The organism is Geothrix terrae (genome assembly GCF_022808775.1).
Classification (GTDB): Bacteria; Acidobacteriota; Holophagae; order Holophagales; family Holophagaceae; genus Geothrix; species Geothrix terrae.
Window position 1 is genome coordinate 17,707 of sequence record NZ_JAKZLA010000005.1, and the last position, 20,942, is coordinate 38,648.

Here is a 20,942-nt window from a genome sequence, read left to right on the forward strand (position 1 = left end):
CTGACAACCGCATCTTCCGTCAGAATGGACCTTCCAAGAGCAAGGAGCAGCCATGGGCTTCCAGTCGGTGCGGGATCTCAATGTGAAGGGCCATCGCGTCTTCCTGAGGGCTGACCTCAATGTGCCGCTCAAGGAGGGCCGTATCACGGACGCCACCCGGATCCGCGAAACGCTCCCCACGCTGAAGTGCCTGCTGGACGGCGGTGCCTCCGTGGTGCTGGCCTCTCACTTGGGCCGTCCCGAGGGCAAGGGCTTCGAGGCCGCCTTCAGCGCCGCGCCCGTGGCCGCCTGGCTCAAGGAGCAGGGCTTCGACTGCCGCCTGGCCAGCTACGTGAACGGCGAAGCCGTGGAGGCCGAGGCCGCGGCCCTGAAGCCCGGTCAGGTGCTCCTGTTGGAGAACCTGCGCTTCGAGAAGGGCGAGACCAAGAACAAAGAGGACTTCGCCGCCAGCCTGGCGAAGCTGGCGGACACCTACGTGAACGACGCCTTCGGTGCGGCCCACCGGGCCCACGCCTCCGTCAGCGGCATGGTTGGCCATTTCCCCAAGGACCGCGTGGCCGCGGGCTTCCTCATGGAGAAGGAGCTGAAGGCCCTGGGCAAGGTCACGGAGAACCCGGACAAGCCCCTCGTGGTGATCTTCGGCGGCGCCAAGGTCAGCGACAAGATCGAGCTCATCCAGAACTTTCTCGGCCGGGCCGATGCCATCCTCATCGGCGGCGCCATGAGCTACACCTTCCTCAAGGCCCAGGGCTTCCAGATCGGCAAGAGCCTCTGCGAGGAGGACAAGCTGGACCTGGCCCTGGAGCTGCTGAAGCAGGCCGAGGTCAAGGGCACGCGCCTGCTGCTGCCCCTGGACCATGTGGCCGCCACCGAATTCAAGGAGGACGCGGCCTGCGCCATCACCGTGGACCAGAACATCCCCGCGGACCGCATGGCCCTCGACATCGGCCCCGAGACCGTGGCCACCTACGCCGGAGAGATTCGCGGCGCGAAGACCCTGCTCTGGAACGGCCCCATGGGCGTCTTCGAGATGGCCTCGTACGCCGCCGGCACCCTCAGCGTGGCCGAGGAACTGGCCGAAGCCGCCGACAAGGGCGCCTTCGTGCTGGTGGGCGGGGGTGACAGCGTGGCCGCCGTGAACAAGGCCGGCGTGGTCGCCCGCATGAGCCATGTCTCCACGGGTGGTGGCGCCAGCCTGGAGTTCCTCAGCGGCCTGGAATTGCCGGGCGTCGCGGCCCTTCAGCGCTGAGGGGTGGGCTGAGACGGGGAGGCGGCGTCGCCTGGCAGCGAGTACTCCAGCGTGTAGGTGTGCCGGCCTCCCTCGATGAGGATCGTCATCCTCCCCTCCAACCCTTTCAGATCCCCGGTACCGGAGTCCGGCACCACCATCACGACCCAGTCGCCGGGCACCCCACGGCTCATCACGGCAAAGTGCTGGAGGAGGAAGGTGCCGCTTCGGCCGCGGAGCGTCCCACGCACCTGCTCGATGGCCGTGTAGCCCGCGGAACCCTGGACCTCCGTTCCGGCCGCCAGCATCTCTCCCTGGCTGGTCGCCTCCAGATCGCCCTTGAACCGCTTGTCGATGGACATCCTGCCCGGCGACCAGACGCCTTCCCGGACTCCTTCCGTGAGAGGCACCAGTTTCACGTCGAAGGATCCTGTCGCAAGGGCCGTCATGTGGGCCTCCTTTGGGTGAATGGCCGGGGCCTGGGGGCCGAGGCAGAAGAGCAGGGCAAGGCTCGTTTGGATGAGGGGCATGGTCATGGCGGCTCCGGTCGCTGGGGCTGATCCCAGCGTCGGCCGGCATGTGATGGCAGTATTGTAGAAACGCGACATGTAGCGGGAGAGGGTTCAGCATGGCGAATCCTGTGGAGTGGCGGCCGAAGGGCGTGGTGGAAGCCGAGGCGATCCGCCGCGAATCCCCGGCCGGCCGCTTCCTTCCCGAGGGGCCCCTGGCCGGGTTCGTGGAGCACTTCTGGACCGTCTCCTGGGATCTGCGCGGGCGGCCTCCCCTGACCCGGGAAACCCTTCCCCACCCTTCGGTGCACCTGGTGATCGAAGCCGGCCGCTCCGGCCTCGCGGGCGTCCATGCGGGACGCTTCAGCCGCCTCCTGGAGGGCCGGGGCTGGGTGCTCGGGACCAAGTTCCTCCCAGGCTGTTTCCGGCCGTTCTGGGGCCGACCCGTAGGTGAGCTCACGAACCAGGTGCTCCCCCTGAGAAGGGCCTTCGGCGCCTCTGGCGAAGCCCTCGAAGCCGCCGTGCTTGGCTGTGCCGAGGATGCGAACGCGGCGATCACGCTCGTCGAGGCCTTTCTTCTCGAGCGCCTTCCCGAGCCCGATGCCAAGGCCAGATTGGCCCGAACCATCGTGGCCCGGATCCTGGAAGATCGCGAGTTGACCCAGGCGGAGGCTGTGGCCCGGGAAGCCGGGCTGAGTCTCCGGTCGCTTCAGCGGCTCTTTCAGGACTACGTCGGCGTCAGCCCCAAATGGGTGATCCAGCGGTACCGCCTTCATGAAGCCATGGAACAGCTGGAGGCGGGTCAGGCGGTGGATCTCCCGGCCCTCGCGCTGGCGCTTGGCTACTTCGATCAGGCCCACTTCATCAAGGCCTTCAAGGCCTACCTGGGCAGGACGCCCGCCGTGTATGCGAGGAGCCCGGAAGACTGATAGCCTCCAGGTTTACCCCATTGGTCGCGCCGGAACCCCATGGCCGACGACCACCCCTGCATTCCCCGGGAGACCCCATGCGCTTTGTCGTCGCCAACTGGAAGATGAACTTCCTGTCCGACCAGGCCCGCGACTTCTGCGAGGCTTTCCTCGCGGATTACGCGCCATCGCCCTCGGTGACAACGGCCATCGCGCCGCCCTTCCACCTCATCCGCCCAGTGGCCGACAGCCTGCGGAGCCGCCAGGTGCGCGTCTTCGGGCAGAACGGCCATGCCGAGCCCAAGGGCGCCTACACGGGCGAGATCTCCATGGCCCAGCTCCAGGACTGCGGCTGCTCGGGAGTCATCCTGGGCCACAGCGAGCGCCGCCAGTTCTTCGGGGAAACGGACGAGGCCCTGGTGGCCAAGGTGAAGGCCGCCCGCGACTGGAACCTGCTCCCCCTGCTCTGCGTGGGCGAGACCCTCGAGGAGCGGAAACAGGGCCAGACCCTGGAAATCCTGGACCGCCAGCTCTCCATCTTGGCCAAGACCGGCCCCACGCCCCTCTGGGTGGCCTACGAGCCGGTGTGGGCCATCGGCACGGGCCTCCGCGCGGAGGTCGCCCAGATCCGCGAGGCCCATGCCTTCATCAAGGCGAAGGTCGCCGAATACATGAGCATGAACTTCGGTCCCGTGCCCATCCTCTACGGCGGAAGCATCACCCCCGAGAACTTCCCCGAACTGCTGGACATCCCCGAGGTGGCCGGCGGTCTCGTGGGCGGCGCCAGCCTGGATCCCGCCAAGTTCGGCACCCTGGTGAAGCAGGCGGGCTGATCAATCCCGGTCGAGGAAGCGGCCCGCGACCTCCAGGGCCAGCCCCATCAACCCGGCGGCCGTGAGCCATGAAGGTGGGGCGCCGGTCTGCGGCTCGAGATCCAGGCCGGCAGCGGGCTGTGGCGCCTGGGTCCACCGGGCCTCCTTCAGGTCCTCCAGTTCCCGTGCCCGGGCGCGATCCAGGCCACCACCGGCGATGAAGGCGAGCAGGCGACGCAGCTCGTCGCGGTCGAACCAGAGGCCGTGGGCCTTGCAGACATCCAGCACCACGCCGGACCGCCGGGCGTAGTTCACCCGGTTCATGCGCTGTCCGCAGGCGGGACAGGGGCGGTACTGCACCGGCTCCAGCGTCGTGGCGGACGAGGGTGGCGCCGTCGGAAGGGCGCCCAGCACGGCCCCCTGACGCTCCCGGCTGGCGCCCAGCTGCTCGAACACGGCCCGGTCCAGCCACAGGCCACCGCAGGCCAGGCAGGCCTGGGTGTCGAGGCCCCCGACCTGGCCGGAGGCGAGAGGTTTCGCGCAGGCGGGACAGGGGGCCCCGTCGGCCACGGCCGGGGTTCTGGGGGCCATCGCGGCGCCGCAGGAAGGGCAGTGGTCCGCCGAGAGCGGCACCAGGGCGAAGCAGGCGGGGCAGGCCACCGTGGCGAGTTGGGCCTGGCAGTAGGGACACTGGGTCGCATCCGGGGGGACCGGTGCACCGCAGCCGGGACAGCGGAGGGCCTTGGCTTCCATCAGTCCTGCTTCGGTTCGGGCTTGGAAGGCGCGGACTCATCCTTCTTGGCAGCGGGCTCCTGCTTGGCAGCCGGCTCCTGGTAGAAGCGCTGCTCCGCCAGCCGCATCCAGTGGAACTCGGAGGACAGCTTCTGCACCACGACGCGGGCGAAGCCTTTGGCCTCCTCTTCGCGGATGCGGCCGTCATCATCCCGCGATCCGGGCGGCAGCGGATCCATGGCCTCGACCACCTCGGAGGGCTCGATGGCCTCGGTCCAGAGCGGTTCAGGGTTTCCGGGCTGCACCAGCCGGACCTGGGCCCGGACCACCTGGGGACGATAGCCCAGACGGTCCCGGGTGTTCTGCTGCGCCATGGCCGCCTGGCTGCCGGCCCACAGCCCCCAGAAGAGCCCGTCCACCACGCCCCAGCCCCGGTTGCCCGAGGCGGCGCTCAGGGCGCCCACGGAGGCCCCCACCGCCACGCCCACCGCCGTGGGACTGGGCTGGCCCGGGGCCGGAGAGACGTCCCGGATGTCCACCTGGAGTTCCGCCGACCCCACAGGCGGCTTCACGCCCTCGGGCACCACCACCACGCGGGTGGCCAGGTGGGCCCGCAGCGCGGAGGCGTACTCCTTCTGGAAGGACTCCCGGTCCGCCAGGCCCGACGGCAGGCTCACGGAGACGCTCACGGGACCGGGCTGTCGCCGGAAGGCCTCCACCTCGGGGCGGGTGCAACCCAGGACCAGCATCAGAGGGGCGAAGAGCAGGATGGGGGCGCGCCGCATGGGACCTCCGCGCCCAAGTCTGGGGGCGGCTGCGCCCCGTGTCCAGGCGCTCGTCCCATCCGGGCGCTAGAATCGAGGTTCCATGCGAGGCCGCATGCTCATCCTCTTCGCCCTGTCGGGCTCAGACCTCGGGAACAGAAAACCGTTCTCCCACCTTCGTCCGGTGCTCCCTCTCCGCTAAGAGGTCCGCATGCTCATCCTCATGGAATCCACCGCCACCCGGGAACAGGTCGGCGAAGTCCTGGCCCTGCTGGAATCCGCCGGCATCCGCAGCCAGGTGAACGAGACTCCGGAGGCCCTCAGCATCGTGGCGCCGAACGCCTCCAAGGCGCTGAAGCCCGACCGCATCGAACCCATGGCGGGTGTGCGCCGGGTCGTGCCCATCACCAGCCCCTACAAGCTGGCCAGCGCGGACGCAGCCACCGAACGCACGGTGGTGGACGTCCGCGGCGTGAGGATCGGCGGGCCCGACCTGGTGCTGGTGGGGGGCCCCTGCGGCGTCGAGAGCCGGGAACAGCTCTTCACCGTGGCCCGCTATGTGGCCGAGGCCGGCGTGAAGCTGCTGCGGGCCGGCGCCTTCAAGCCCCGCACCAGCCCCTACGCCTTCCAGGGCCTTGGCCTGGAGGGCCTGCGCCTGCTGGAGGAGGTCCGGGCCGAATTCGACCTCGGCATCGTGACCGAGGCCACGGAAGTCGAAACCTTCGACGATGTGGAGCGCAGCGCCGACATGGTGCAGATCGGTGCCCGCAACATGCAGAACTTCGCCCTGCTACGCAGGGCCGGACGCAGCGAGAAGCCCGTGCTCCTCAAGCGGGGCCCCGCCGCCACCCTGGAGGAATGGCTCTACGCCGCGGAGTACGTGCTGGGCGAGGGCAACCGCAACCTGGTGCTCTGCGAGCGCGGCATCCGCACCTGGTCCGATCACGCCCGCAACACGCTGGACGTGAGCGTGGTCCCGGCCGCGAAGGCCCTCACGCACCTGCCGGTCATGGTGGATCCGAGCCACGCCACGGGACGGCGCGACCTGGTGATCCCCTGCGGCCTGGCGGGCGTGGCGGCGGGCGCGGACGGCCTGCTGGTAGAGACCCACTGCAACCCCGAGAAGGCCCTGAGCGACGGGCCCCAGGCCCTGCTGCCCTCGGATTTCATCCGCCTGGTGGAGCGGGCCAGGGCCGTGCACCAGGCCCTGCGGGCCCCCAGCCTCACAGGGCTCTGGATGTAGGTTCCGCCCTGTGCGAGACTAGGAGGTTCGGAGTTTCCATGAATGGCCTCGCCCTCGCACTTCTGATCCTCTTCGGTGTCCTGCTCATCGGGACGATCCTGCTGCAGCCCGGCACCAAGGGCGGCCTAGGCGCCTCCTTCGGCGGCGGCGGTGCGAACTCCGCCTTCGGCGCCCAGGGCGCCACGCCCTTCCTCTCCAAGGCCACGTACTGGCTGGCTGCGGGCTTCCTGGGGACCACGCTGCTCATCGAAGTGATGATCATCCGCGGCAGCCGCTCCGTGCTGGAAAAGATCTCCGACAAGCCCGCGGCCACGGCTCCCGCGCCCGTTCCCGCCGTTCCTCTTCCCGCGCCTGCGCCCTCGCACGCGACCGAGAAGAAGTAGGTCCACCCGACGGTGGGGCGCGAAACCAGGCATTGACCGCGTCCGCGCTTTGGGTGAAGATGGTTGTTCCACGTGCCCGCGTGGTGAAATTGGTAGACACGCCATCTTGAGGGGGTGGTGGCCACAAGCCGTAGCAGTTCGAGTCTGCTCGCGGGCACCAAACAAAACGAGCGCCTTCCGGCGCTCGTTTTTCATTCTGGGAATCGGCTTCCGCGCTACCGGAAGATCTCCACCAGCTTGATGCCGCCGCCGCCCTCGGTGCCGCCGGCCAGGAGCACGTCCCCCGACAGCAGCCGCGTCGCCGTGTGGCGGTAGCGGGTGGTCAGGTCGGAGGTCAGCAGGGTGCTCTTGGCCAGGAGGGGATCGAACACTTCCAGCGTGGCCGACGCGATAGAGCCCTCGCCCTGGGTCCGCCCGTGGGCCAGGAGGATCCGCCCATCCGTGAGGAGGGTGGCCGTATGGTGGCTCCGGGGCCGGAGCATGGTCCCTGCGGCAGCGAAGGTCCCCGTGGCGGGATCGTAGATCTCCAGGGAGGAGGACACATCCGTGTTCGGCAGGTCCGGCGTGGTGCCTCCGGCGATCAGGATGCGGCCATCCGGAAGCGGGGTTGCCGTGTGTCCGTACCTGGCTTGGGTCATCCTCCCGGTCGGCGTGAACGTGCCGGTGGCAGGGTCGTAGAGCTCGGCAGAGGCCCAGATCAGCTCCGGGCATCCGTACCAGCAGGTGCTGTTCCGCCCGCCGGCGATGAGGACCTTCCCGTCCGGGAGGCAGGTCGCCGTGTGGCCGGTCCGGGGCGAGGCCATGGATCCCGACGTCGTGAACGCGCCCGTGGCAGGGTCGAAGATCTCCGAGGTCGACGTGGCATAGACATCCGAGCCCGTGGCGGGCAGCCCGCCTGCCAGCAGGACGCGCCCGTCCGCCAGCTCCGCCGCCGCATGGAGCATCCGGGTGGCCGTCAGGGTCCCCACTGTGCGCGGGCCGGTTCCGGCCTCGTAGACCTGGGCGGTGGACAGGGCGCTCGTGCCGTAAACACCCCCCGTCAGCAGCACGCCGCCGCCGGGGAGGACCGAAGCCTGATGGGCCCAGCGCTTGGTTCCGAGGTCGCCTGCCGGCACGAAGGTGCCCGACGCGGGCAGGTACCGCTCGAGCTGGCTGGACTCCATCCCGCCCGCCAGCAGCACGCTGCCGTCCGGCAGCAGGGTGGCGCTGTGGTCCGAGCGGGTGAACTGGGCCGAGGCGGCCGGTGTGAGGGTGACCAGGTAGGCGGAGACCTTCACGGGCACCTCGGCGACGGCCCCGGGGACCTGGCTGCTCGTGGCCCGGAGGTGGTAGGTCCCGGCCGTGAACGGCGCCTGGTAGCGGCCGCTGGCGTCCACCGTGCCCCCCTGGGGCTCCACCACCGAGAAGGCCGCCGGGACCGCATGGCCCTGGGCGTCCTCCGCCCACACCTGCAGGGCGCCACCCACCTTGATGTCGCCGGTGGCGGGAAGGAGCTTCAGCTTAGAGGGGGCCGGGGTTTCGACGCTGCCGGAGCTGGAGCCCCCTCCGCCGCAGGCCCAGAAGGGTGCCAGCCCCAGGCCGAGGAGCACCAGTGCCGAACGGGACGTGCTGATCATGGTTTTCATCGGTCATCCGTGAAAAAAGAATGATTCTAAAACGGAGTCGGTCTTCCGAAAACCCCCAAATTCGCACCTGGAAAGATCCCGCCCCGCCGGTGGGCCGCCCGAATGGCCAGGCCCCGGAATGGTAGGGTCTGGGTATGTCCTGGCCCCCCGCCCCCACCCTTCTCGCCCCCCTGGCTCCCTGGTTCGAGGCCGCGCGGCGGGACCTGCCCTGGCGGGCCGGAGACCTTGACGGCCCCCATCCGGATCCCTATGCGGTGCTGGTGTCCGAGCTGATGCTCCAGCAGACCCAGGTGGCCACGGTGATCCCCTACTTCACGCGTTGGATGGAGCGGTTCCCCACGGCCGCCTCCCTGGAGGAGGCCGACGAGGATGCGGTCCACAAGGCCTGGGAGGGGCTCGGCTACTACCGCCGGGCGCGCTTCCTCAAGGCCGCCGCGGGCCGCATCGCCGCCGAGGGCTGGCCCGGCAACCTGGAGGGTCTGGCGGGCCTCCCGGGCCTGGGGCCCTACACCGCCGCCGCCGTGGGATCCATCGCCTTCCAGTGGCCCGTCCCGGCCCTGGATGGCAATGCCTTCCGGGTCCTGGCCCGGCTGCTGCTGATCGAAGGCGATCCCAAGACCCGGGCCGGGGACCTGCGCGCCTGGCTTGCCCCTGCCCTCGCGGCCCATGGCCCCTCGCGCCTGACCCAGGCCCTCATGGAGCTGGGAGCCACGGTCTGCGCGCCCGCCCCCGCCTGCGGATCCTGCCCCCTGGCGGAGGCCTGCGGCGCCCGCCTGGCCGGCCGCACTGCGGAGATCCCGCACGTGGCGAAGCGGCCGGCACCGAAAGCCTCGGCCCTCTGGCTGGTGGCCATGGAAGCCGAGGGCCACATGCTGCTCCATGCCCCTGCCGCCAGTGGCCTCCTGGCCGGCCTATGGCGCTGGCCAACGCTCGATGCGGAGGCGACCCCAGCGGGCAGCGCCGCTTCGGCGGCATCGGCGCTCATCGCATGGCCCGGCTGGACCCAGGTCTATACCCATCGCCGCGAGGCCGTGAGCCCACTGTACCTGCGCCTTGAAGCACGCTTCGAGGCGGCGGAGGGTCTGCGCTGGGTCCCCGTGGGCGACCTCTCCCGCCTTCCCCTCGGGAAGCGGGATCAGCGCCTGCGGGACCTGCTGGCCATCCCCGGCCAGGCGCCCCTGGAGGCGCCGGATCCCACCCTGCTGATCGAGAACCTGTCCAAGGCCTAGGAGGAAACCCCATGCCGATCCTGCGCCCCTATGGCTCCACCGGCATGGCTGTGAGTCTCCTGGGCTTCGGCGCCGGCCACATCGGCGATCCGGCCTTCAGCGAAGGGGCCTGCGGCGCCTTCCTCCACGGCCTGCTGGATGCGGGCGTCACCCTGGTGGACACCGCCCGGGGCTACGGGCTTTCGGAAGAACGCATCGGGCGGCACCTGGCCGCACGGCGTGGCAAATTCATCCTCTCCACCAAGGTGGGGTACGGCGTCGAAGGGCTGGAGGACTGGACCCATGCCTGCGTGGCCGCGGGCGTGGACCGGGCCCTGAAGGTCCTGCGCACGGACCATCTCGACATCGTGCACCTGCACTCCTGCCCCCGGGAGATCCTCGCCCAGGGCGGCGTCATCGAGGCCCTCGAGCAGGCCAAGGCCGCCGGGAAGATCCGGGCCACGGCCTATTCAGGCGAGAACGAGGCCCTGGCCTTCGCCCTGGCCTCCGGCCGCTTCGATGGGGTGCAGTGCTCGCTCAACCTCTGCGACCAGAGGGCACTGGGCGACACCCTTCCCGTCACCCGGGCGCAGGGCCTGGGCCTCATCGCGAAACGCCCACTGGCCAATGCCCCATGGCTCTGGGCCGAACGTCCGGCGGGGGAATACTGCGAAGTCTACTGGACACGCCTGAAGGCCATGGGCCTTGATCCCGGGGACCTGGACTGGCCGGAGCTGGCCCTGCGCTTTGCCGCCTTCCACGAAGGCGTGTCCAGCTGCATCGTCGGCACCACCAAGCTGGAGCACCTGAAGGCCAACCTCCGTGTTCTCGAGAACGGGCCCCTTCCGGCGGATCAGGTGGCCGCCATCCGGGCCGCCTTCACCGCCTGCGACGAGGGATGGGACGGCCAGATCTGAAGTCCGGGCCTCCGATCCAGGTCAGGAGGCCTGAACCCGGTGCAGCCCCTGCGGCGTGATCCGCAGGTCCAGGGGGGGCAGGCCCATGTCTCTCAGGGCGGCTTCCGCGGTTTCCCGCATGCCATCCTTCACCACCAGCAGGCAGCATCCGCCCCCGCCGGCGCCGCAGGGCTTCATGCCCGCGTACCAGCCTTCGCGGCGGCCCCGGTCGCGCACGGCCTGCATGGCGTCCGTCTCCACGGCCGGGGAGAGCCTCACCCGGGCCTGCCCCTCGCGCTCCAGCAGGGCGGCCACCGCGGAGGGATCCGAGGGCAGCGCCGCAGCCATGTCGCAGGCGATGGCCCGGATCTCGGACAGGGCCTGGCGAGTCTGCCGGTCGCCCTCGATGAAGCGCTTGTAGGCTTCCCAGTTCGTGAGGCCCGAGTGGTGGGGCCTGCCGGTGTAGAACACCACCAGGTCCGCCAGCAGGCCGGGATGGGGCTCCAGGCGCTCCCAGCGCGGTTCCGGGCCCTCCCAGTGCAGGGCCAGCGCCCCGCCCAGGGCCGCCGGGTAGTAGTCCTGCCAGCCCGCCGGGGTCTGAAGCTCTCGACTCTCCAGGTCCCTTAAAATCGGCACTTTGCGGGCCAGACTTTCACCGGCTTCCTCGCCGATGGCGCAGCCCAGCAGGCCCACGCCGAGGCAGGAGGACACCCCCAGGCCCGAACCCTGCGGCACGGGGCTGTGGATGGACAGGGCCGTGGGTGGGGCGCCTGAGGCGTCCAGCACCCGCCACACCCAGGACAGGCCCTCCGGCGGTTCCGTCGGCCAGGCGCCAAAGGCAAGATTGATCCCCAGGTCCCGGCTGGTGATCCGGTGGCCGGCCCCGCCCCGCCTCACCTCCAGCTCGACCCACAGGTCCACGGCGGCGTTCACGGTGAGACAGCCGCCCATCATGGCGTAGATGGGCCAGAGGTCCAGGGTGCCGCCCGCGAAATCAATGCGGACGGGAACCCGCCAGCTTTCGACGCTCATGCGCTCAGAGCCCCAGGTCGCTCAGCTCCTGCTGGGCCGTGCGGGCTTCGGCGCTGCCGGAGAACCCGTCCACCAGCTCGCGGAAGGCCTTCACGGCCGCCGGCTTCAGGCCCTGCTTGAGGAGGCACTGGGCCCGCTTGAGCTTGGCGGGCAGGAATTGGGCGGAGGCCGCATGATCCTTGATGATCCGTTCAAACGCCTGCTGAGCCTTGTCGTAGGCCCTCAGGTTGTAGTGGGAGAGGCCGAGGAAGAACAGGGCATCGGGACGCTTCACGCTCTGGGGGTGGTTCTTCAGGAAGAGGTTGAAGCCTTCGGCGGCCAGGGGATAGTTGCCACGGTTGTAGTCCAGCACCGCCGCATTGAAGGCCCGCTCCTCATCGGATACCTGCGCAGGCTGGGCCTCCGGGGACGCGGGGCGCGCCGCCGTTCCGCGGGGCATGCTGTTCAGGCGGTTGTTCAGCACCCGCGTGGTGTCCTGAACCTGGCGCAAGCTCTCCTGCAGATCGGCCTGGAAACGGCGGTCCTGGCCGCGGGCTTCCTGGGCGGCCTTCTGCTCGGCCTCGGCGCGCTTGTTGCCGTCTTCGACCTGCTGGCGCAGCTTGAAGACCTCGAGCTTGAGGTCGCCGACCTCCTGCTCCACGCGGCGGAGCTGGTCTTCGGAACTGCAGCCAACGGCGAGGATCGCGGCCAGGACGGGGAACAGCATCGCGCGGGCGCTCATGGGGACTCCGGGACTTTCTTCATCCTAAACGAAAAGCGGGGGCCGAGGCCCCCGCTTCACGTCCTTCGGAACGACTACTTGAGCTTGAACTCGCCGCGGCGGTTCTGGCTCCAGCAGGCTTCCTTGGCCTCGGTGCAGAGGGGCTTCTCCTTGCCATAGCTGATGGTGGTGAAGCGGGCCTCGTCCACGCCCAGGGTCTTCAGGTAGGCCAGGGCGGCGGCGGCGCGGCGGTTGCCGAGGGCCAGGTTGTACTCGTTGGTGCCACGCTCGTCGCAGTGGCCTTCGATCTCGACCTTGGCGGCGGGGTAGGCCTTCATGAAGTCGGCGATGCCCTGGAGCAGCGCGCGATCGTTCTCCTTGATGTCCGACTTGTCGAAGTCGAAGTGGATGGTCTTGAGCGCGGCTTCGGCAGCCTTCTGGAAGGCGGCGGCCTTCTCGGCCTCGGCGGCCTTGCGGGCGGCTTCCTCGGCGGCGGCCTTCTCGGCGGCGGCCTTGCGGGCGGCTTCGTCGGCGGCGGCCTTCTCGGCGGCGGCCTTGTCAGCGGCGTCCTTGTCGGCCTTGGCCTTGTCCCAACCCTCGTACCAGCCCGTCACCTTGTGCTGGTTCTCCTTGGCGTCCTTCGCGTTCACATAGGGGTTGGTGTCGCGGGCCTTGCCATCCTTGAACGCCTGGTACCCCTCGTTGAATGCCGCCTGGGTCTCGGCCTTGATCTCCTCCGCGGTCTTGGGAGGCTTGCAGGCGAGGCTGCCGAGCGTGAGCACGATGGCAGCAGGGACGAGGTAGGTTCCGTATCTCATGGGGTTGTTCCTCCTGGATGAGCCTGAGTATAGATGGACAGTACTCAGGTAAATGCGATTTATTTTTTAACGCGCCCTAGTCCACTTGGGACTCTGGCAACCTGCAAGTTCCGTCATCCGCACCACCTGGCGGCCGGACAGATCCGTTGTGAAGATCTGCATGGAGCCGAAGCGATTGCTGGTGAACACAAGCCGGCGCTCATCGGGGGACCAGGCCGGCGATTCGGAAGTGCTCACGCCGGTGGTGATCTGATAGGCCTTTCCTTCCCCCAATTTATAGATAAAAAGATCGAACTTGCCCTCGAATCGCGAGACATACGCGATCATGGCGCCGTTGGGGCTCCAGGCCGGGCTGGCGTTGTACAGTCCTTCACCGGTCAGGCGGCGGAGGTTGGAGCCATCGTCCTGCATGAGGAACACCTGCGGGCCGCCCTCGCGGTCAGAGGTGAACGCGATCTGTGTGCCGTTGGGATTCCAGCTTGGTTCAGTATTGATGCCATTACCATCGGTCAGACGCCGTGCGCGTCCGGTGTCCAGATCCAGCACCATGATGTCGCTGTTGCCGCGCCGATCGCCCTGGACGAAGGCCAGGCGGCGGCCATCCGGGGACCAGGCCGGCGAGGAGACCATGGCGCCGGAGCCGGTCGCCGGATAGAGCTTCTCATGGGCGCCATCGCGGCGGCGCTGCCCCCAGATCTCGGGAGCCCCGCCCTTGTAGGTCACATAGGCCAGCCGGCCATCGGCCGCCACCGTGGGCGACAGCGTGAGGCTGCCGTGGCGCGTGAGCTGCACCAGGTTCGCGCCGTCACGATCGATCTGGAACAGCTCCTTCACCCCCGGCGCCGTCTGGCGGACGAACACCACCCGGCTGGAGGCCACGCCGCGCTCGCCCGTCAAGCGGGCCACAAGGTCATCGGCCAGCGCATGGGCCATGCGCCGCAAGGGAACCATGCGATCCGCTTTGTAGGGCTTGGTGAACACGGCCTTCTCCGCGCCAGTGTCGAGCGCGGAGGCTTCGAGCTGCAGGTCCCCCGCCGCCCCCTTCGTGAGACGGACATTCAGCAGCCACTGGGCGCCCGCCTCCTTCCAGGCCTTCACCGGGGCGCCATCGGCGGGCAGCCGCTCCTGCAGCACCGCGAACACCCCGGTCTCATCGAGATCGCGCTTGAGCACGGCCGTGAATTCCGTGGCGACCAGGCTGTCCTCGATGCCGGAGGCCTTCGGCGGGGTCATCCCCAGCACCAGCTTCGCGCTGCTTGATGCGCTCAACACCACTTCGGTCTGCTGGGCCTGAAGCGCCAGCGCGGTCAGCGCGACCAGGGCGCACAGGAAGGTCCGAATGAAGAATCGAGGCATGGCAGCTCCGGGCCTGGGGAGAGTCCAGCCTATCAGATCAATCCGCGGCATCCGGAGATGGGACGCCCTTGAGGCGGCGGATGAGCTCGCCGTTGGCCGGCGGGATGGGTAGGCGCGCCATCTCCTCCAGGGTGAACCACCCCCAGGCCAGCTCGGTCCGGGGAGCTCCCACCCCATGGATCACGAACGGATGGAGACGCACGGGCCCCTCCAGCGTCGGCAGTGCGGTGGCTGCATCGAGCTTCATGCCGACCTCTTCCATGAGCTCCCGGCGAAGCGCATCGAGGGGACTCTCAGAGGCCTCCACCTTCCCCCCCGGGAATTCCCACAGCCCCGGCATCACGGGATTCGAGAGCCCCCGGCGCTGGAGGAACCAGCGCCCACCGGACTGGATCGCGGCCAGGGCCACCTCGGTCATTCGAGGCCTTCTTCGCTGGCGAACCGGGCCAGCCGATCCGCGTACCGGCGGCGGAGTGTTTCCACCCACACGAGCTTCAGCCGGCCATAGGCGGGCCGAAGGTCCATCTGCACCCAGGCCTGCAACTCCGCCACCGAGGCGCAGGCATCCAGGCTGTGGCGCAGGGCCTCGCGGACGCCTTCATCCACCTGCTGCAAGGCGGCGACCGGCGCATAGCTGATGCGGTGGATCGGAGAGACGCCCAACTCGGCGATCCGGGCCCGGTGAAGGGCCGTCCCGTAGCCCTTGTGCTGGCCGAATCCGTACCCGGGGTGCAGCTCCTCCATGGCGATCATGAGCGCGTCCCGGTGGGCCTTGGCCAGGATGCTCGCGGCCCCGACGGCGCAGCTGATGGCATCCCCATCCACCACCAGGCGCTCCAGCAGGCCTGTTCCGGGGGCGCGGTTGCCGTCCACGAACAGGATGCGGGGACGGGGGGAGAGGTCCTTCGCCGCCTGCCGCATGGCCATCATGGTGGCCTCGAGGATGTTCTCCCGATCGATCGCCATCGAGTCCATCTCGGCGATGCCATAGGCGGGGAGGACGGACTTCAGCTCCGTCGCCATGGCCTCGCGCTTCTCGGGGCTCAGCTGCTTGCTGTCCCGCACGCCCCTCAGCACATGCCCCCAGCGTCGCACCGTGTCCGCGTCCAGCACCGCGCAGGCGGCCACCACCGGGCCGGCCCAGGCCCCCCGGCCCGCCTCGTCCACGCCGCCCCACGGCACCCCCGGCGGCACGTTGCCCAGGTCCCAGTCCAGGGGGTTCATGGGGCCCAGCCCCGCGCCTGCGGATCAAAAGATTCCATCGCCATGCGACCAAGGTACCCCCGAAGGGAATGGACCCCAAGTCCACGGGACGCGCTCCTTTTTTCGAATACACTCGAGCCATCCCCCCCTCACGGATGGACCCAGGTCCCAGCCAGACGAAGGAAGATCCATGCGACTGCTGACCCCTCTGCTGCTCCCATGCCTGCTGGCCGCCTCCGCCCTCCTGGGCCAGGAGACCGCTCTGGCCCCGGCCGTGAAGGCCCGCGTCACCGAGGCCAGCTTCGAGGTGGTGGTCGCCCGCCCCGACCCCGCCAAGGATCCCGTGTCCTATGAGAAGGACCTCCCCTGGGACCTGGTCCCTTTCAACCTCCGCAACGATCCCTACATCTCCATCGGAACCGCCTTCGCCGTCTCGAAGAACGAGCTGGTGACGGCCCACCACGTGTTCCGGTCCATCCACGCCTCCAAGGGCTACACCACCTGCTATATCCGCGACGCCAAGCAGAAGGTCTGGGAAGTGGACCGCATCCTGGCCCTGGACGAGCAGCGGGACGTGATCCGCTTCTCGGTCAAGGGGCGCACCTTCGACCGGTGGCTGGAACTGCGCCCCGGTTTCCGCGAGAACGAGCCGGTCTTCACCGTGGGGAACGCCTACGGAGAGGGCCTCGTGATCCGCCCCGGCGAGGTGATCGGGACCCTTCCCGAACCCATGAGCGGCGCCTGGAACCTGCTGAAGAGCAGCGCCGGCGTGAATCCGGGCAACTCCGGCGGTCCGCTGGTGGACCCCCAGGGGCGGGTGGTGGGCGTGGTCCTCGGGAAGAAAGACAACATCTGCTATTCCCTGCCCACCGCAGAGCTGAAGGCCATGAAACCCGACATGGCCGCCTTCTTCAACAAGGTGACCTTCAGCTTCTCTCTCTTCCCCGAGAAATCGAAGGCGCTCGAACGGGTGTTCAATCTCCCGCTGCCGCGCCCGTACCCTGAGCTCAAGCAGGAGATCGCCGTCCAGGAGAAGACCTTCTACATCCAGTCCATGGATGCCCTGTTCGCGAGCCTCCGGGGAGAGCTGTTCCCCGAGGGCGAGGCCAGCGAAGCGGCCATCGGGGACATTCCCACCAGCGGCAAGCCCGAGGTGATCTTCCGCGACACGACCACCAAGATGTGGACGATCTCGGGCCTGGAATACAAGAAGAACGATCTCCCGAAGAATGGCCGTCTCCTCTATGCCCAGGCCAACAATGTCTACCTCTTCTTGCTCCGGCATCCGGACGACGTGGCCGTCGGCGACCTCCTGGCCAAGCCCAGGACCGCCATGGACCTGCTGCTGAAGGGCGCCCGGGTGACCCGCACCGTGGGCGGACAGGACATCCGAGTCACGTCCTTCGGAGATCCCTACCAGGTTCAGCCCCATGTGGACCGCCTCGGGCGTCCCTGGCAGCAGGCCATCTGGTTCACGCCCTACGATGATGGTTCCGTCCTGACCTACACCACCCTGATTCCCGGCGGCGTGGTCATGGCCGTCAAGTTCGTGGACTCGTCCAGCCTCATGCCGTGGCTCTACGACCTTCCCAAGTTCCTCGACTACACCTACATCCCCTACGCCGGCGAGCTGCGGGACTGGGTGGAGTACCTGAAGCACCGGGACCGCCTGCCTTCGGCCCTGAAGGACATGACCTTCGACTTCAAGGAGGGCAAGCACCTCCGCCTGCAGGCGCTCTGGACAAGGCTCGACCTTGATTCCAGCCAGGTCGATCTCTCCCCGAAGGCCTTCCTCATCCTGAACATGGGCTTCTCCCGGAAGGGCGGGGACGTGGTCTGGGACCTCCGCCGCGTGAGTATCTCCGAAGACGAAGAAGACAACTACTTCGTCCTGCTGAAGCATCTCCACCCCACGCCGAACATGCCGGATGGCGAGCAGAAGAGCTGGAAGGAGATCGCCAAGCAGCGACATCCCTACACCCGGCGCACCTTCGAAGAGGAGGGCGCCAGCCGCATCGCCGCGGTGCATCCCGCCTTCCTGAAGGCCGGCACGACGAACGCGGACAGCCCCGATCTGTTCACCCTCTACCTGGCCCGGGTGGGCAAGGTGGACGACAAGGAGATGCAGGCCCGCCTCCAGGCCCTGCTTCGCGCCATCACCCCCGTGACCGGCACCTCCGAGGCCCAGGTGGTTCAGGCGCACGCCCCAGCGGCACACAACGCCGCCAAGTGATCTGCCTGGCGCCGGCCCGAGAGGGTCGGCGCCCGTTCAGCACTTCAGGGATTCCCAGGCAATTAACCAAGTATCCATCACCCCTCTGAAGTGGCTCCTCACCGGCCCCGGCTGGTAGATGGCCCGGATGGGCACGTGGGCCCATCGCAGCTTCCAGTCGGCCGCCTTCATCGCGATCTCCATCTCGATGGCGAAGCCGCGGGACTTCAGCTCCAGGCGGTCCAGCACCTTCTTGCGGATCATGCGGAAGCCGCTCTGGCTGTCCTCCCAGGTGACGCCGGCGATGCGGCCCAGCGTCCAGGTGCCCAGGGCGTTGGTGCGCCAGCGCTTGACCGGGATCATCGCCCGGTCCAGGAGCCGCGAGCCGATGAGGAAGTCGGCGTCCGGGTGGGCAGCGAGGTGCTCCAGGAATCGCTGGAGGTCGGCCGGGTCGTGCTGGCCGTCCGCGTCCAGAAACAGGTAGAAGTCAAAGGTGTCGGGGCGCAGGCGGGCGATCCCGGCCCGCAGGGCCTGTCCCTTGCCCCCGCCCTGCCCCGGCTCCAGGCGCAGCACCTCGGCGCCATGGGCGGCGGCCACGGACCCGGTGCAGTCTGAAGAGCCGTCATCCACCACCAGCACGCGATGGAGGCCGAACGGCTTCAGGCCCTCCAGCACCGCTCCGATGTGATCCGCCTCGTCGTGGGCGGCGAGGATCGCGGCGAGCCTCACCGGCGCCCGCTCCGCTTCACCGGCGCGGAGGGGAAGGCCTGGCCATAGGACAGGGAGAACGCGGTCCGCTGCGCGGTGCCGGCCCGGGGGTCCGCTGTCAGCCGGTGGGAGCGGTCCGGGCTCTCGATCACCGGCACATCCACCGCCAGCACCCGGCCCCGGTCCGCCACCAGGACCGCGACCCTTCCGCCGGGCCCCGAGTCCGCGAGATACCGCTGCGCCTCGGCGGCGGTCGTGGTGCGCCAGCCGTCCACCGCCAGGATCTCCATGCCGTAGCTGAGGCCTGCCCTGGCGGCTGGGCTGCCGGGAATCACGTTCTGGATGGTGGGCCCGTTGGAGGCCAGCACCAGGCCTGTCCAGGATCGGGCCCGTCGCTGGGCAGCCGGATCCCTGGCCTCTTCGGGGCCGAGGGATTCCCAGGGCGCCCTGGCTTCCATCGCCAGGCCGAAGGCGCGGCGAAGGGGCGCGGGATCCAGCTCCGCACGGCCAGAGATGTAGGCGTCCCAGAAGGGCCCCGGGTCCTTTCCGGAGAGTTTCTGGAAGGCCTGGCGCACATCCGCGTCCGTGAGGCCGGTCTCGCCATGGCGCGTCCAAAGCAGGGCGAAGAGGTCCGTCAGGCCCGCCTTCCCATGGCTGCCTTCCCGGAGGGCGGCGTCCATGAGCCAGGCCACCATCTCGCCCTTGTCGTAGTAGCTGACCGAGCTGTTGGGGCTGAACTCATGCTGCTTGTAGAAGCGGATCCAGGCATCCCAGCTGGACTCCTCCAGACTCTGCTCCAGGCGGCCCGGGCGCTGCACCTGCTCGCTCCAGCACTTGGCCAGCTCCTTCGAGGTGTGGCCCCAGGGCACCACGCCGGCCCGCGACACGATCACATGCTCCATGTACGAGGTGAGCCCCTCGTGGAACCAGAGCATCTTCGTGGGGTTCTCCCGGCTGTAGTCGAAAGGTCCCAGGGCTGGATCGTGGAGCCGCTTCACGTTCCAGGCGTGGAAGAACTCGTGGGCCACGAGCTGGTAGAGGGCGAAATAGCCCTCGGGCTTATCGAAGGCGTGGCTGTCGGCGATGAGGCTGGTGCAGTCCCTGTGCTCGAGGCCGCCGCGCAGCTTGGGCGTGAAGGCGAAGAAGAAGACATACCGCTTGAAGGGGAAGCCACCGAAGATGGCGCCCGCGGCCTCCACGATCTTCCGCGTGGCCTCGGCCATGCGGCCTTCATCGCCATTGTGCGACCCGGTGAACACCAGCTCGAAGGCCGTGCCGCCTGTCTTGAAGCTGCGAGTCCGGAAAGCGCCCAGCTCGAAGGGCGAATCCACGAGGGTGTCGAAATCCTTCGCCAGGCAGGCGCCCTGCTTCTGCGGCAGAGCGGAAGCCACCTTCCAGTCGCCGGGGAAGCCCTCGAAGCGGACCTCCACGGGCCGGTCCAGCTGATCCTCCAGGTAGAGGAAGGTGGCGGCGGGGATGATCTGCGCGTGGGCGGCGTCCACATGATTGGTCCGCACCGTGAGGTCGTTGCCGTACACACGGTAGCGGAGGACGAGATCCCGCTTGGACGCCGGCAACCGCCAGCGCTGTTTGTCGAGCTTCTCCAGGGACCGTTCCCGGCGGCCCTCCAGAATCCGCACGCGGTCCACGAACCGGGCGTAATCCCGCACCAGGTAAGAACCGGGCGTCCAGGCCGGCAGCGCGGCCACCGCGCCTGAGGCCAGGGCTTCGGCGGGAACCACCAGCTCTACCTCGAAGAGATGCTGGGGCAGGTCCAGCGGACGGAGGGTGGCCCTGATGGGGGCGAGCTTGGCCATGGTGCCCTTCCCTCGAATGTCAGCCCTGGACGCCGTGCAGCCAGCGCCTGGCCACCCACCTCACTTCATCTCCGGTGATCTGGTACTGCGGATCGCGGAGCTTCTCTTCGATGAGGGCGCCCACCAGGGACGTGAACAGCAGCACTTCTTTGCGCGCCTGCTCCAGGCTCGTGCCGAACACATGGTTCATGAAGAGGCCCAGCGGGGCCAGCCCCTTCTCCACCAGGGGCATGAGGTCCCGGAACCCGGAATCCGGCGAGGGCACGGCGATGGAGCGAAGGATGAACCCGGTGAACTCCTGGCTCTCCAGCAGCAGATCCAGATAGGCCTGGGCGAGCTTCACGGCGGCCTCGTCGATGGCTTTGGCCCCCCGGATGGGCGACGCCAGGAACGGCTCGACCAGCCTCTGGATGCGCACAGCCATGGCCGAGAGGGACACGAGGCAGAGCTGCCGGAAGAGGCCCTCCTTGCTGCCGAAGTGGTAGTAGAGGGTGGGCTTGGAGACACCCGCCTCCTCAGCTACCTCTTTCACCTGCACGCCGTCGTAGCCCTTGGCGGCGAAATGGGAAAGCGCCGAGAGCAGCAGACGGGCCTTGAGGTCGCCGCCCTCACTGAGCCGCGCCAGCGCGTGGTGGAAGCTCACGCCGGCCTGGGCCCCGAGGGCGTCGGGCCCGAAGACCGGCACCATCTCTTTGAGACCGTGGTCGGGAACTGTGGACATAGGCTGCCTCGGAGGTAGTCCAGTCTGCCACGGTTGAGCCTACTTCTGGTTAAGAGACCTTAGGGCC

At 68.7% G+C, this 20,942-nt stretch carries 21 protein-coding genes and 1 tRNA gene; 9 read left to right on the plus strand and 13 right to left on the minus strand.

The genetic code is table 11. The annotated features are described in order from the left end of the window. The first annotated feature begins 52 nt into the window (after positions 1-52). The gene (locus MLE42_RS10560; RefSeq protein ID WP_243287850.1) at positions 53-1,249 is read left to right on the plus strand and encodes a phosphoglycerate kinase; all 1,197 of its coding nucleotides are present in this window, start codon (positions 53-55) and stop codon (positions 1,247-1,249) included. Here the strand turns inward: MLE42_RS10560 and MLE42_RS10565 are convergent. Continuing rightward, positions 1,240-1,764, minus strand: a complete 525-nt coding sequence (locus MLE42_RS10565; protein WP_243287851.1) for a DUF3224 domain-containing protein — start codon at positions 1,762-1,764, stop codon at positions 1,240-1,242. The two genes, MLE42_RS10560 and MLE42_RS10565, sit on opposite strands and share 10 nt — an antisense overlap. Before the next feature lie 92 nt (positions 1,765-1,856). Between MLE42_RS10565 and MLE42_RS10570 the strand changes: the two genes are divergently transcribed. Both MLE42_RS10570 and tpiA read left to right on the plus strand, forming a co-directional pair. Then, positions 1,857-2,666 carry an AraC family transcriptional regulator gene (locus tag MLE42_RS10570; RefSeq protein ID WP_243287852.1) on the plus strand — a complete coding sequence of 270 codons (810 nt, stop codon included), beginning with the start codon at positions 1,857-1,859 and terminating at the stop codon, positions 2,664-2,666. A 77-nt stretch (positions 2,667-2,743) separates the two neighbouring features. Beyond that, positions 2,744-3,478, plus strand: a complete 735-nt coding sequence (gene tpiA, locus MLE42_RS10575) for a triose-phosphate isomerase (protein ID WP_243287853.1) — start codon at positions 2,744-2,746, stop codon at positions 3,476-3,478. On the opposite strand, the gene MLE42_RS10580 is transcribed toward tpiA, so the two are convergent. After that, the gene (locus MLE42_RS10580) at positions 3,479-4,210 is read right to left on the minus strand and encodes a TFIIB-type zinc ribbon-containing protein (RefSeq protein WP_243287854.1); all 732 of its coding nucleotides are present in this window, start codon (positions 4,208-4,210) and stop codon (positions 3,479-3,481) included. After that, entirely contained in the window at positions 4,210-4,974 is a 765-nt protein-coding gene (locus MLE42_RS10585) for a hypothetical protein (protein WP_243287855.1), read from the minus strand. Before MLE42_RS10585 ends, MLE42_RS10580 begins: the two co-directional genes overlap by 1 nt. 190 nt (positions 4,975-5,164) lie before the next feature. On the opposite strand from MLE42_RS10585, the gene aroF reads away from it, so the two are divergent. The 3 genes from aroF (at position 5,165) to MLE42_RS10600 (ending at position 6,739) form a co-directional block, all read left to right on the plus strand. Continuing rightward, entirely contained in the window at positions 5,165-6,196 is a 1,032-nt protein-coding gene (gene aroF / locus MLE42_RS10590) for a 3-deoxy-7-phosphoheptulonate synthase (protein ID WP_243287856.1), read from the plus strand. Positions 6,197-6,234: 38 nt separating this feature from the next. Beyond that, positions 6,235-6,579 (plus strand): preprotein translocase subunit SecG, encoded by a 345-nt coding sequence (gene secG / locus MLE42_RS10595; protein ID WP_243287857.1) that lies wholly within the window; start codon positions 6,235-6,237, stop codon positions 6,577-6,579. Positions 6,580-6,653: 74 nt separating this feature from the next. Continuing rightward, positions 6,654-6,739: transfer RNA gene (locus MLE42_RS10600), tRNA-Leu, on the plus strand. Between the two features lie 55 nt (positions 6,740-6,794). Here MLE42_RS10600 and MLE42_RS10605 read toward each other — a convergent pair. Continuing rightward, on the minus strand, positions 6,795-8,204 hold the full coding sequence (locus tag MLE42_RS10605) for a Kelch repeat-containing protein (protein ID WP_243287858.1): 1,410 nt from the start codon (positions 8,202-8,204) through the stop codon (positions 6,795-6,797). Positions 8,205-8,338: 134 nt separating this feature from the next. Between MLE42_RS10605 and MLE42_RS10610 the strand changes: the two genes are divergently transcribed. Together MLE42_RS10610 and MLE42_RS10615 are read left to right on the plus strand one after the other, a co-directional pair. Beyond that, complete coding sequence (locus MLE42_RS10610; RefSeq protein ID WP_243287859.1) at positions 8,339-9,433, plus strand: A/G-specific adenine glycosylase; 1,095 nt, start codon at positions 8,339-8,341, stop codon at positions 9,431-9,433. A gap of 11 nt (positions 9,434-9,444) precedes the next feature. Further along, positions 9,445-10,329 carry an aldo/keto reductase gene (locus MLE42_RS10615; protein WP_243287860.1) on the plus strand — a complete coding sequence of 295 codons (885 nt, stop codon included), beginning with the start codon at positions 9,445-9,447 and terminating at the stop codon, positions 10,327-10,329. Between the two features lie 21 nt (positions 10,330-10,350). On the opposite strand, the gene MLE42_RS10620 is transcribed toward MLE42_RS10615, so the two are convergent. The 6 genes from MLE42_RS10620 to MLE42_RS10645 all read right to left on the minus strand — a co-directional run bounded on the left by MLE42_RS10620 (position 10,351) and on the right by MLE42_RS10645 (position 15,438). Beyond that, complete coding sequence (locus MLE42_RS10620) at positions 10,351-11,340, minus strand: GHMP family kinase ATP-binding protein (protein ID WP_243287861.1); 990 nt, start codon at positions 11,338-11,340, stop codon at positions 10,351-10,353. Between the two features lie 4 nt (positions 11,341-11,344). Continuing rightward, positions 11,345-12,061, minus strand: coding sequence for a tetratricopeptide repeat protein (locus MLE42_RS10625; RefSeq protein ID WP_243287862.1), 717 nt, complete (start codon positions 12,059-12,061; stop codon positions 11,345-11,347). Between the two features lie 74 nt (positions 12,062-12,135). Continuing rightward, positions 12,136-12,858, minus strand: a complete 723-nt coding sequence (gene pal / locus MLE42_RS10630) for a peptidoglycan-associated lipoprotein Pal (RefSeq protein WP_243287863.1) — start codon at positions 12,856-12,858, stop codon at positions 12,136-12,138. A 66-nt stretch (positions 12,859-12,924) separates the two neighbouring features. Continuing rightward, positions 12,925-14,214, minus strand: coding sequence for an LpqB family beta-propeller domain-containing protein (locus MLE42_RS10635; protein ID WP_243287864.1), 1,290 nt, complete (start codon positions 14,212-14,214; stop codon positions 12,925-12,927). Between the two features lie 37 nt (positions 14,215-14,251). Next, entirely contained in the window at positions 14,252-14,632 is a 381-nt protein-coding gene (locus tag MLE42_RS10640; RefSeq protein WP_243287865.1) for an NUDIX domain-containing protein, read from the minus strand. Continuing rightward, positions 14,629-15,438, minus strand: coding sequence for a ribonuclease HII (locus MLE42_RS10645; RefSeq protein ID WP_243287866.1), 810 nt, complete (start codon positions 15,436-15,438; stop codon positions 14,629-14,631). Before MLE42_RS10645 ends, MLE42_RS10640 begins: the two co-directional genes overlap by 4 nt. Positions 15,439-15,607: 169 nt before the next feature. Here MLE42_RS10645 and MLE42_RS10650 point away from each other — a divergent pair, with 169 nt between their 5' ends. After that, positions 15,608-17,650, plus strand: coding sequence for a S1 family peptidase (locus tag MLE42_RS10650; RefSeq protein ID WP_243287867.1), 2,043 nt, complete (start codon positions 15,608-15,610; stop codon positions 17,648-17,650). Between the two features lie 36 nt (positions 17,651-17,686). Here MLE42_RS10650 and MLE42_RS10655 read toward each other — a convergent pair whose 3' ends face one another. The 3 genes from MLE42_RS10655 to MLE42_RS10665 are packed head-to-tail and all read right to left on the minus strand — an operon-like array spanning position 17,687 to position 20,875. Continuing rightward, on the minus strand, positions 17,687-18,358 hold the full coding sequence (locus MLE42_RS10655) for a glycosyltransferase family 2 protein (protein ID WP_243287868.1): 672 nt from the start codon (positions 18,356-18,358) through the stop codon (positions 17,687-17,689). Beyond that, on the minus strand, positions 18,355-20,154 hold the full coding sequence (locus tag MLE42_RS10660) for a M61 family metallopeptidase (protein WP_243287869.1): 1,800 nt from the start codon (positions 20,152-20,154) through the stop codon (positions 18,355-18,357). The genes MLE42_RS10655 and MLE42_RS10660 overlap by 4 nt, the downstream gene beginning before the upstream one ends. Positions 20,155-20,173: 19 nt before the next feature. Then, positions 20,174-20,875 (minus strand): TetR/AcrR family transcriptional regulator, encoded by a 702-nt coding sequence (locus MLE42_RS10665; protein WP_243287870.1) that lies wholly within the window; start codon positions 20,873-20,875, stop codon positions 20,174-20,176. Positions 20,876-20,942 lie beyond the last annotated feature (67 nt).

Excerpts from the sequence above, each read along its gene's own strand:
- MLE42_RS10560 (WP_243287850.1), top strand. The coding sequence starts at position 53 with ATGGGCTTCCAGTCGGTGCGGGATCTCAATGTGAAGGGCCATCGCGTC.
- MLE42_RS10565 (WP_243287851.1), bottom strand. The coding sequence starts at position 1,764 with ATGACCATGCCCCTCATCCAAACGAGCCTTGCCCTGCTCTTCTGCCTC.
- MLE42_RS10570 (WP_243287852.1), top strand. The coding sequence starts at position 1,857 with ATGGCGAATCCTGTGGAGTGGCGGCCGAAGGGCGTGGTGGAAGCCGAG.
- tpiA (WP_243287853.1), top strand. The coding sequence starts at position 2,744 with ATGCGCTTTGTCGTCGCCAACTGGAAGATGAACTTCCTGTCCGACCAG.
- MLE42_RS10580 (WP_243287854.1), bottom strand. The coding sequence starts at position 4,210 with ATGGAAGCCAAGGCCCTCCGCTGTCCCGGCTGCGGTGCACCGGTCCCC.
- MLE42_RS10585 (WP_243287855.1), bottom strand. The coding sequence starts at position 4,974 with ATGCGGCGCGCCCCCATCCTGCTCTTCGCCCCTCTGATGCTGGTCCTG.
- aroF (WP_243287856.1), top strand. The coding sequence starts at position 5,165 with ATGCTCATCCTCATGGAATCCACCGCCACCCGGGAACAGGTCGGCGAA.
- secG (WP_243287857.1), top strand. The coding sequence starts at position 6,235 with ATGAATGGCCTCGCCCTCGCACTTCTGATCCTCTTCGGTGTCCTGCTC.
- MLE42_RS10605 (WP_243287858.1), bottom strand. The coding sequence starts at position 8,204 with ATGAAAACCATGATCAGCACGTCCCGTTCGGCACTGGTGCTCCTCGGC.
- MLE42_RS10610 (WP_243287859.1), top strand. The coding sequence starts at position 8,339 with ATGTCCTGGCCCCCCGCCCCCACCCTTCTCGCCCCCCTGGCTCCCTGG.
- MLE42_RS10615 (WP_243287860.1), top strand. The coding sequence starts at position 9,445 with ATGCCGATCCTGCGCCCCTATGGCTCCACCGGCATGGCTGTGAGTCTC.
- MLE42_RS10620 (WP_243287861.1), bottom strand. The coding sequence starts at position 11,340 with ATGAGCGTCGAAAGCTGGCGGGTTCCCGTCCGCATTGATTTCGCGGGC.
- MLE42_RS10625 (WP_243287862.1), bottom strand. The coding sequence starts at position 12,061 with ATGAGCGCCCGCGCGATGCTGTTCCCCGTCCTGGCCGCGATCCTCGCC.
- pal (WP_243287863.1), bottom strand. The coding sequence starts at position 12,858 with ATGAGATACGGAACCTACCTCGTCCCTGCTGCCATCGTGCTCACGCTC.
- MLE42_RS10635 (WP_243287864.1), bottom strand. The coding sequence starts at position 14,214 with ATGCCTCGATTCTTCATTCGGACCTTCCTGTGCGCCCTGGTCGCGCTG.
- MLE42_RS10640 (WP_243287865.1), bottom strand. The coding sequence starts at position 14,632 with ATGACCGAGGTGGCCCTGGCCGCGATCCAGTCCGGTGGGCGCTGGTTC.
- MLE42_RS10645 (WP_243287866.1), bottom strand. The coding sequence starts at position 15,438 with ATGAACCCCCTGGACTGGGACCTGGGCAACGTGCCGCCGGGGGTGCCG.
- MLE42_RS10650 (WP_243287867.1), top strand. The coding sequence starts at position 15,608 with ATGCGACTGCTGACCCCTCTGCTGCTCCCATGCCTGCTGGCCGCCTCC.
- MLE42_RS10660 (WP_243287869.1), bottom strand. The coding sequence starts at position 20,154 with ATGGCCAAGCTCGCCCCCATCAGGGCCACCCTCCGTCCGCTGGACCTG.
- MLE42_RS10665 (WP_243287870.1), bottom strand. The coding sequence starts at position 20,875 with ATGTCCACAGTTCCCGACCACGGTCTCAAAGAGATGGTGCCGGTCTTC.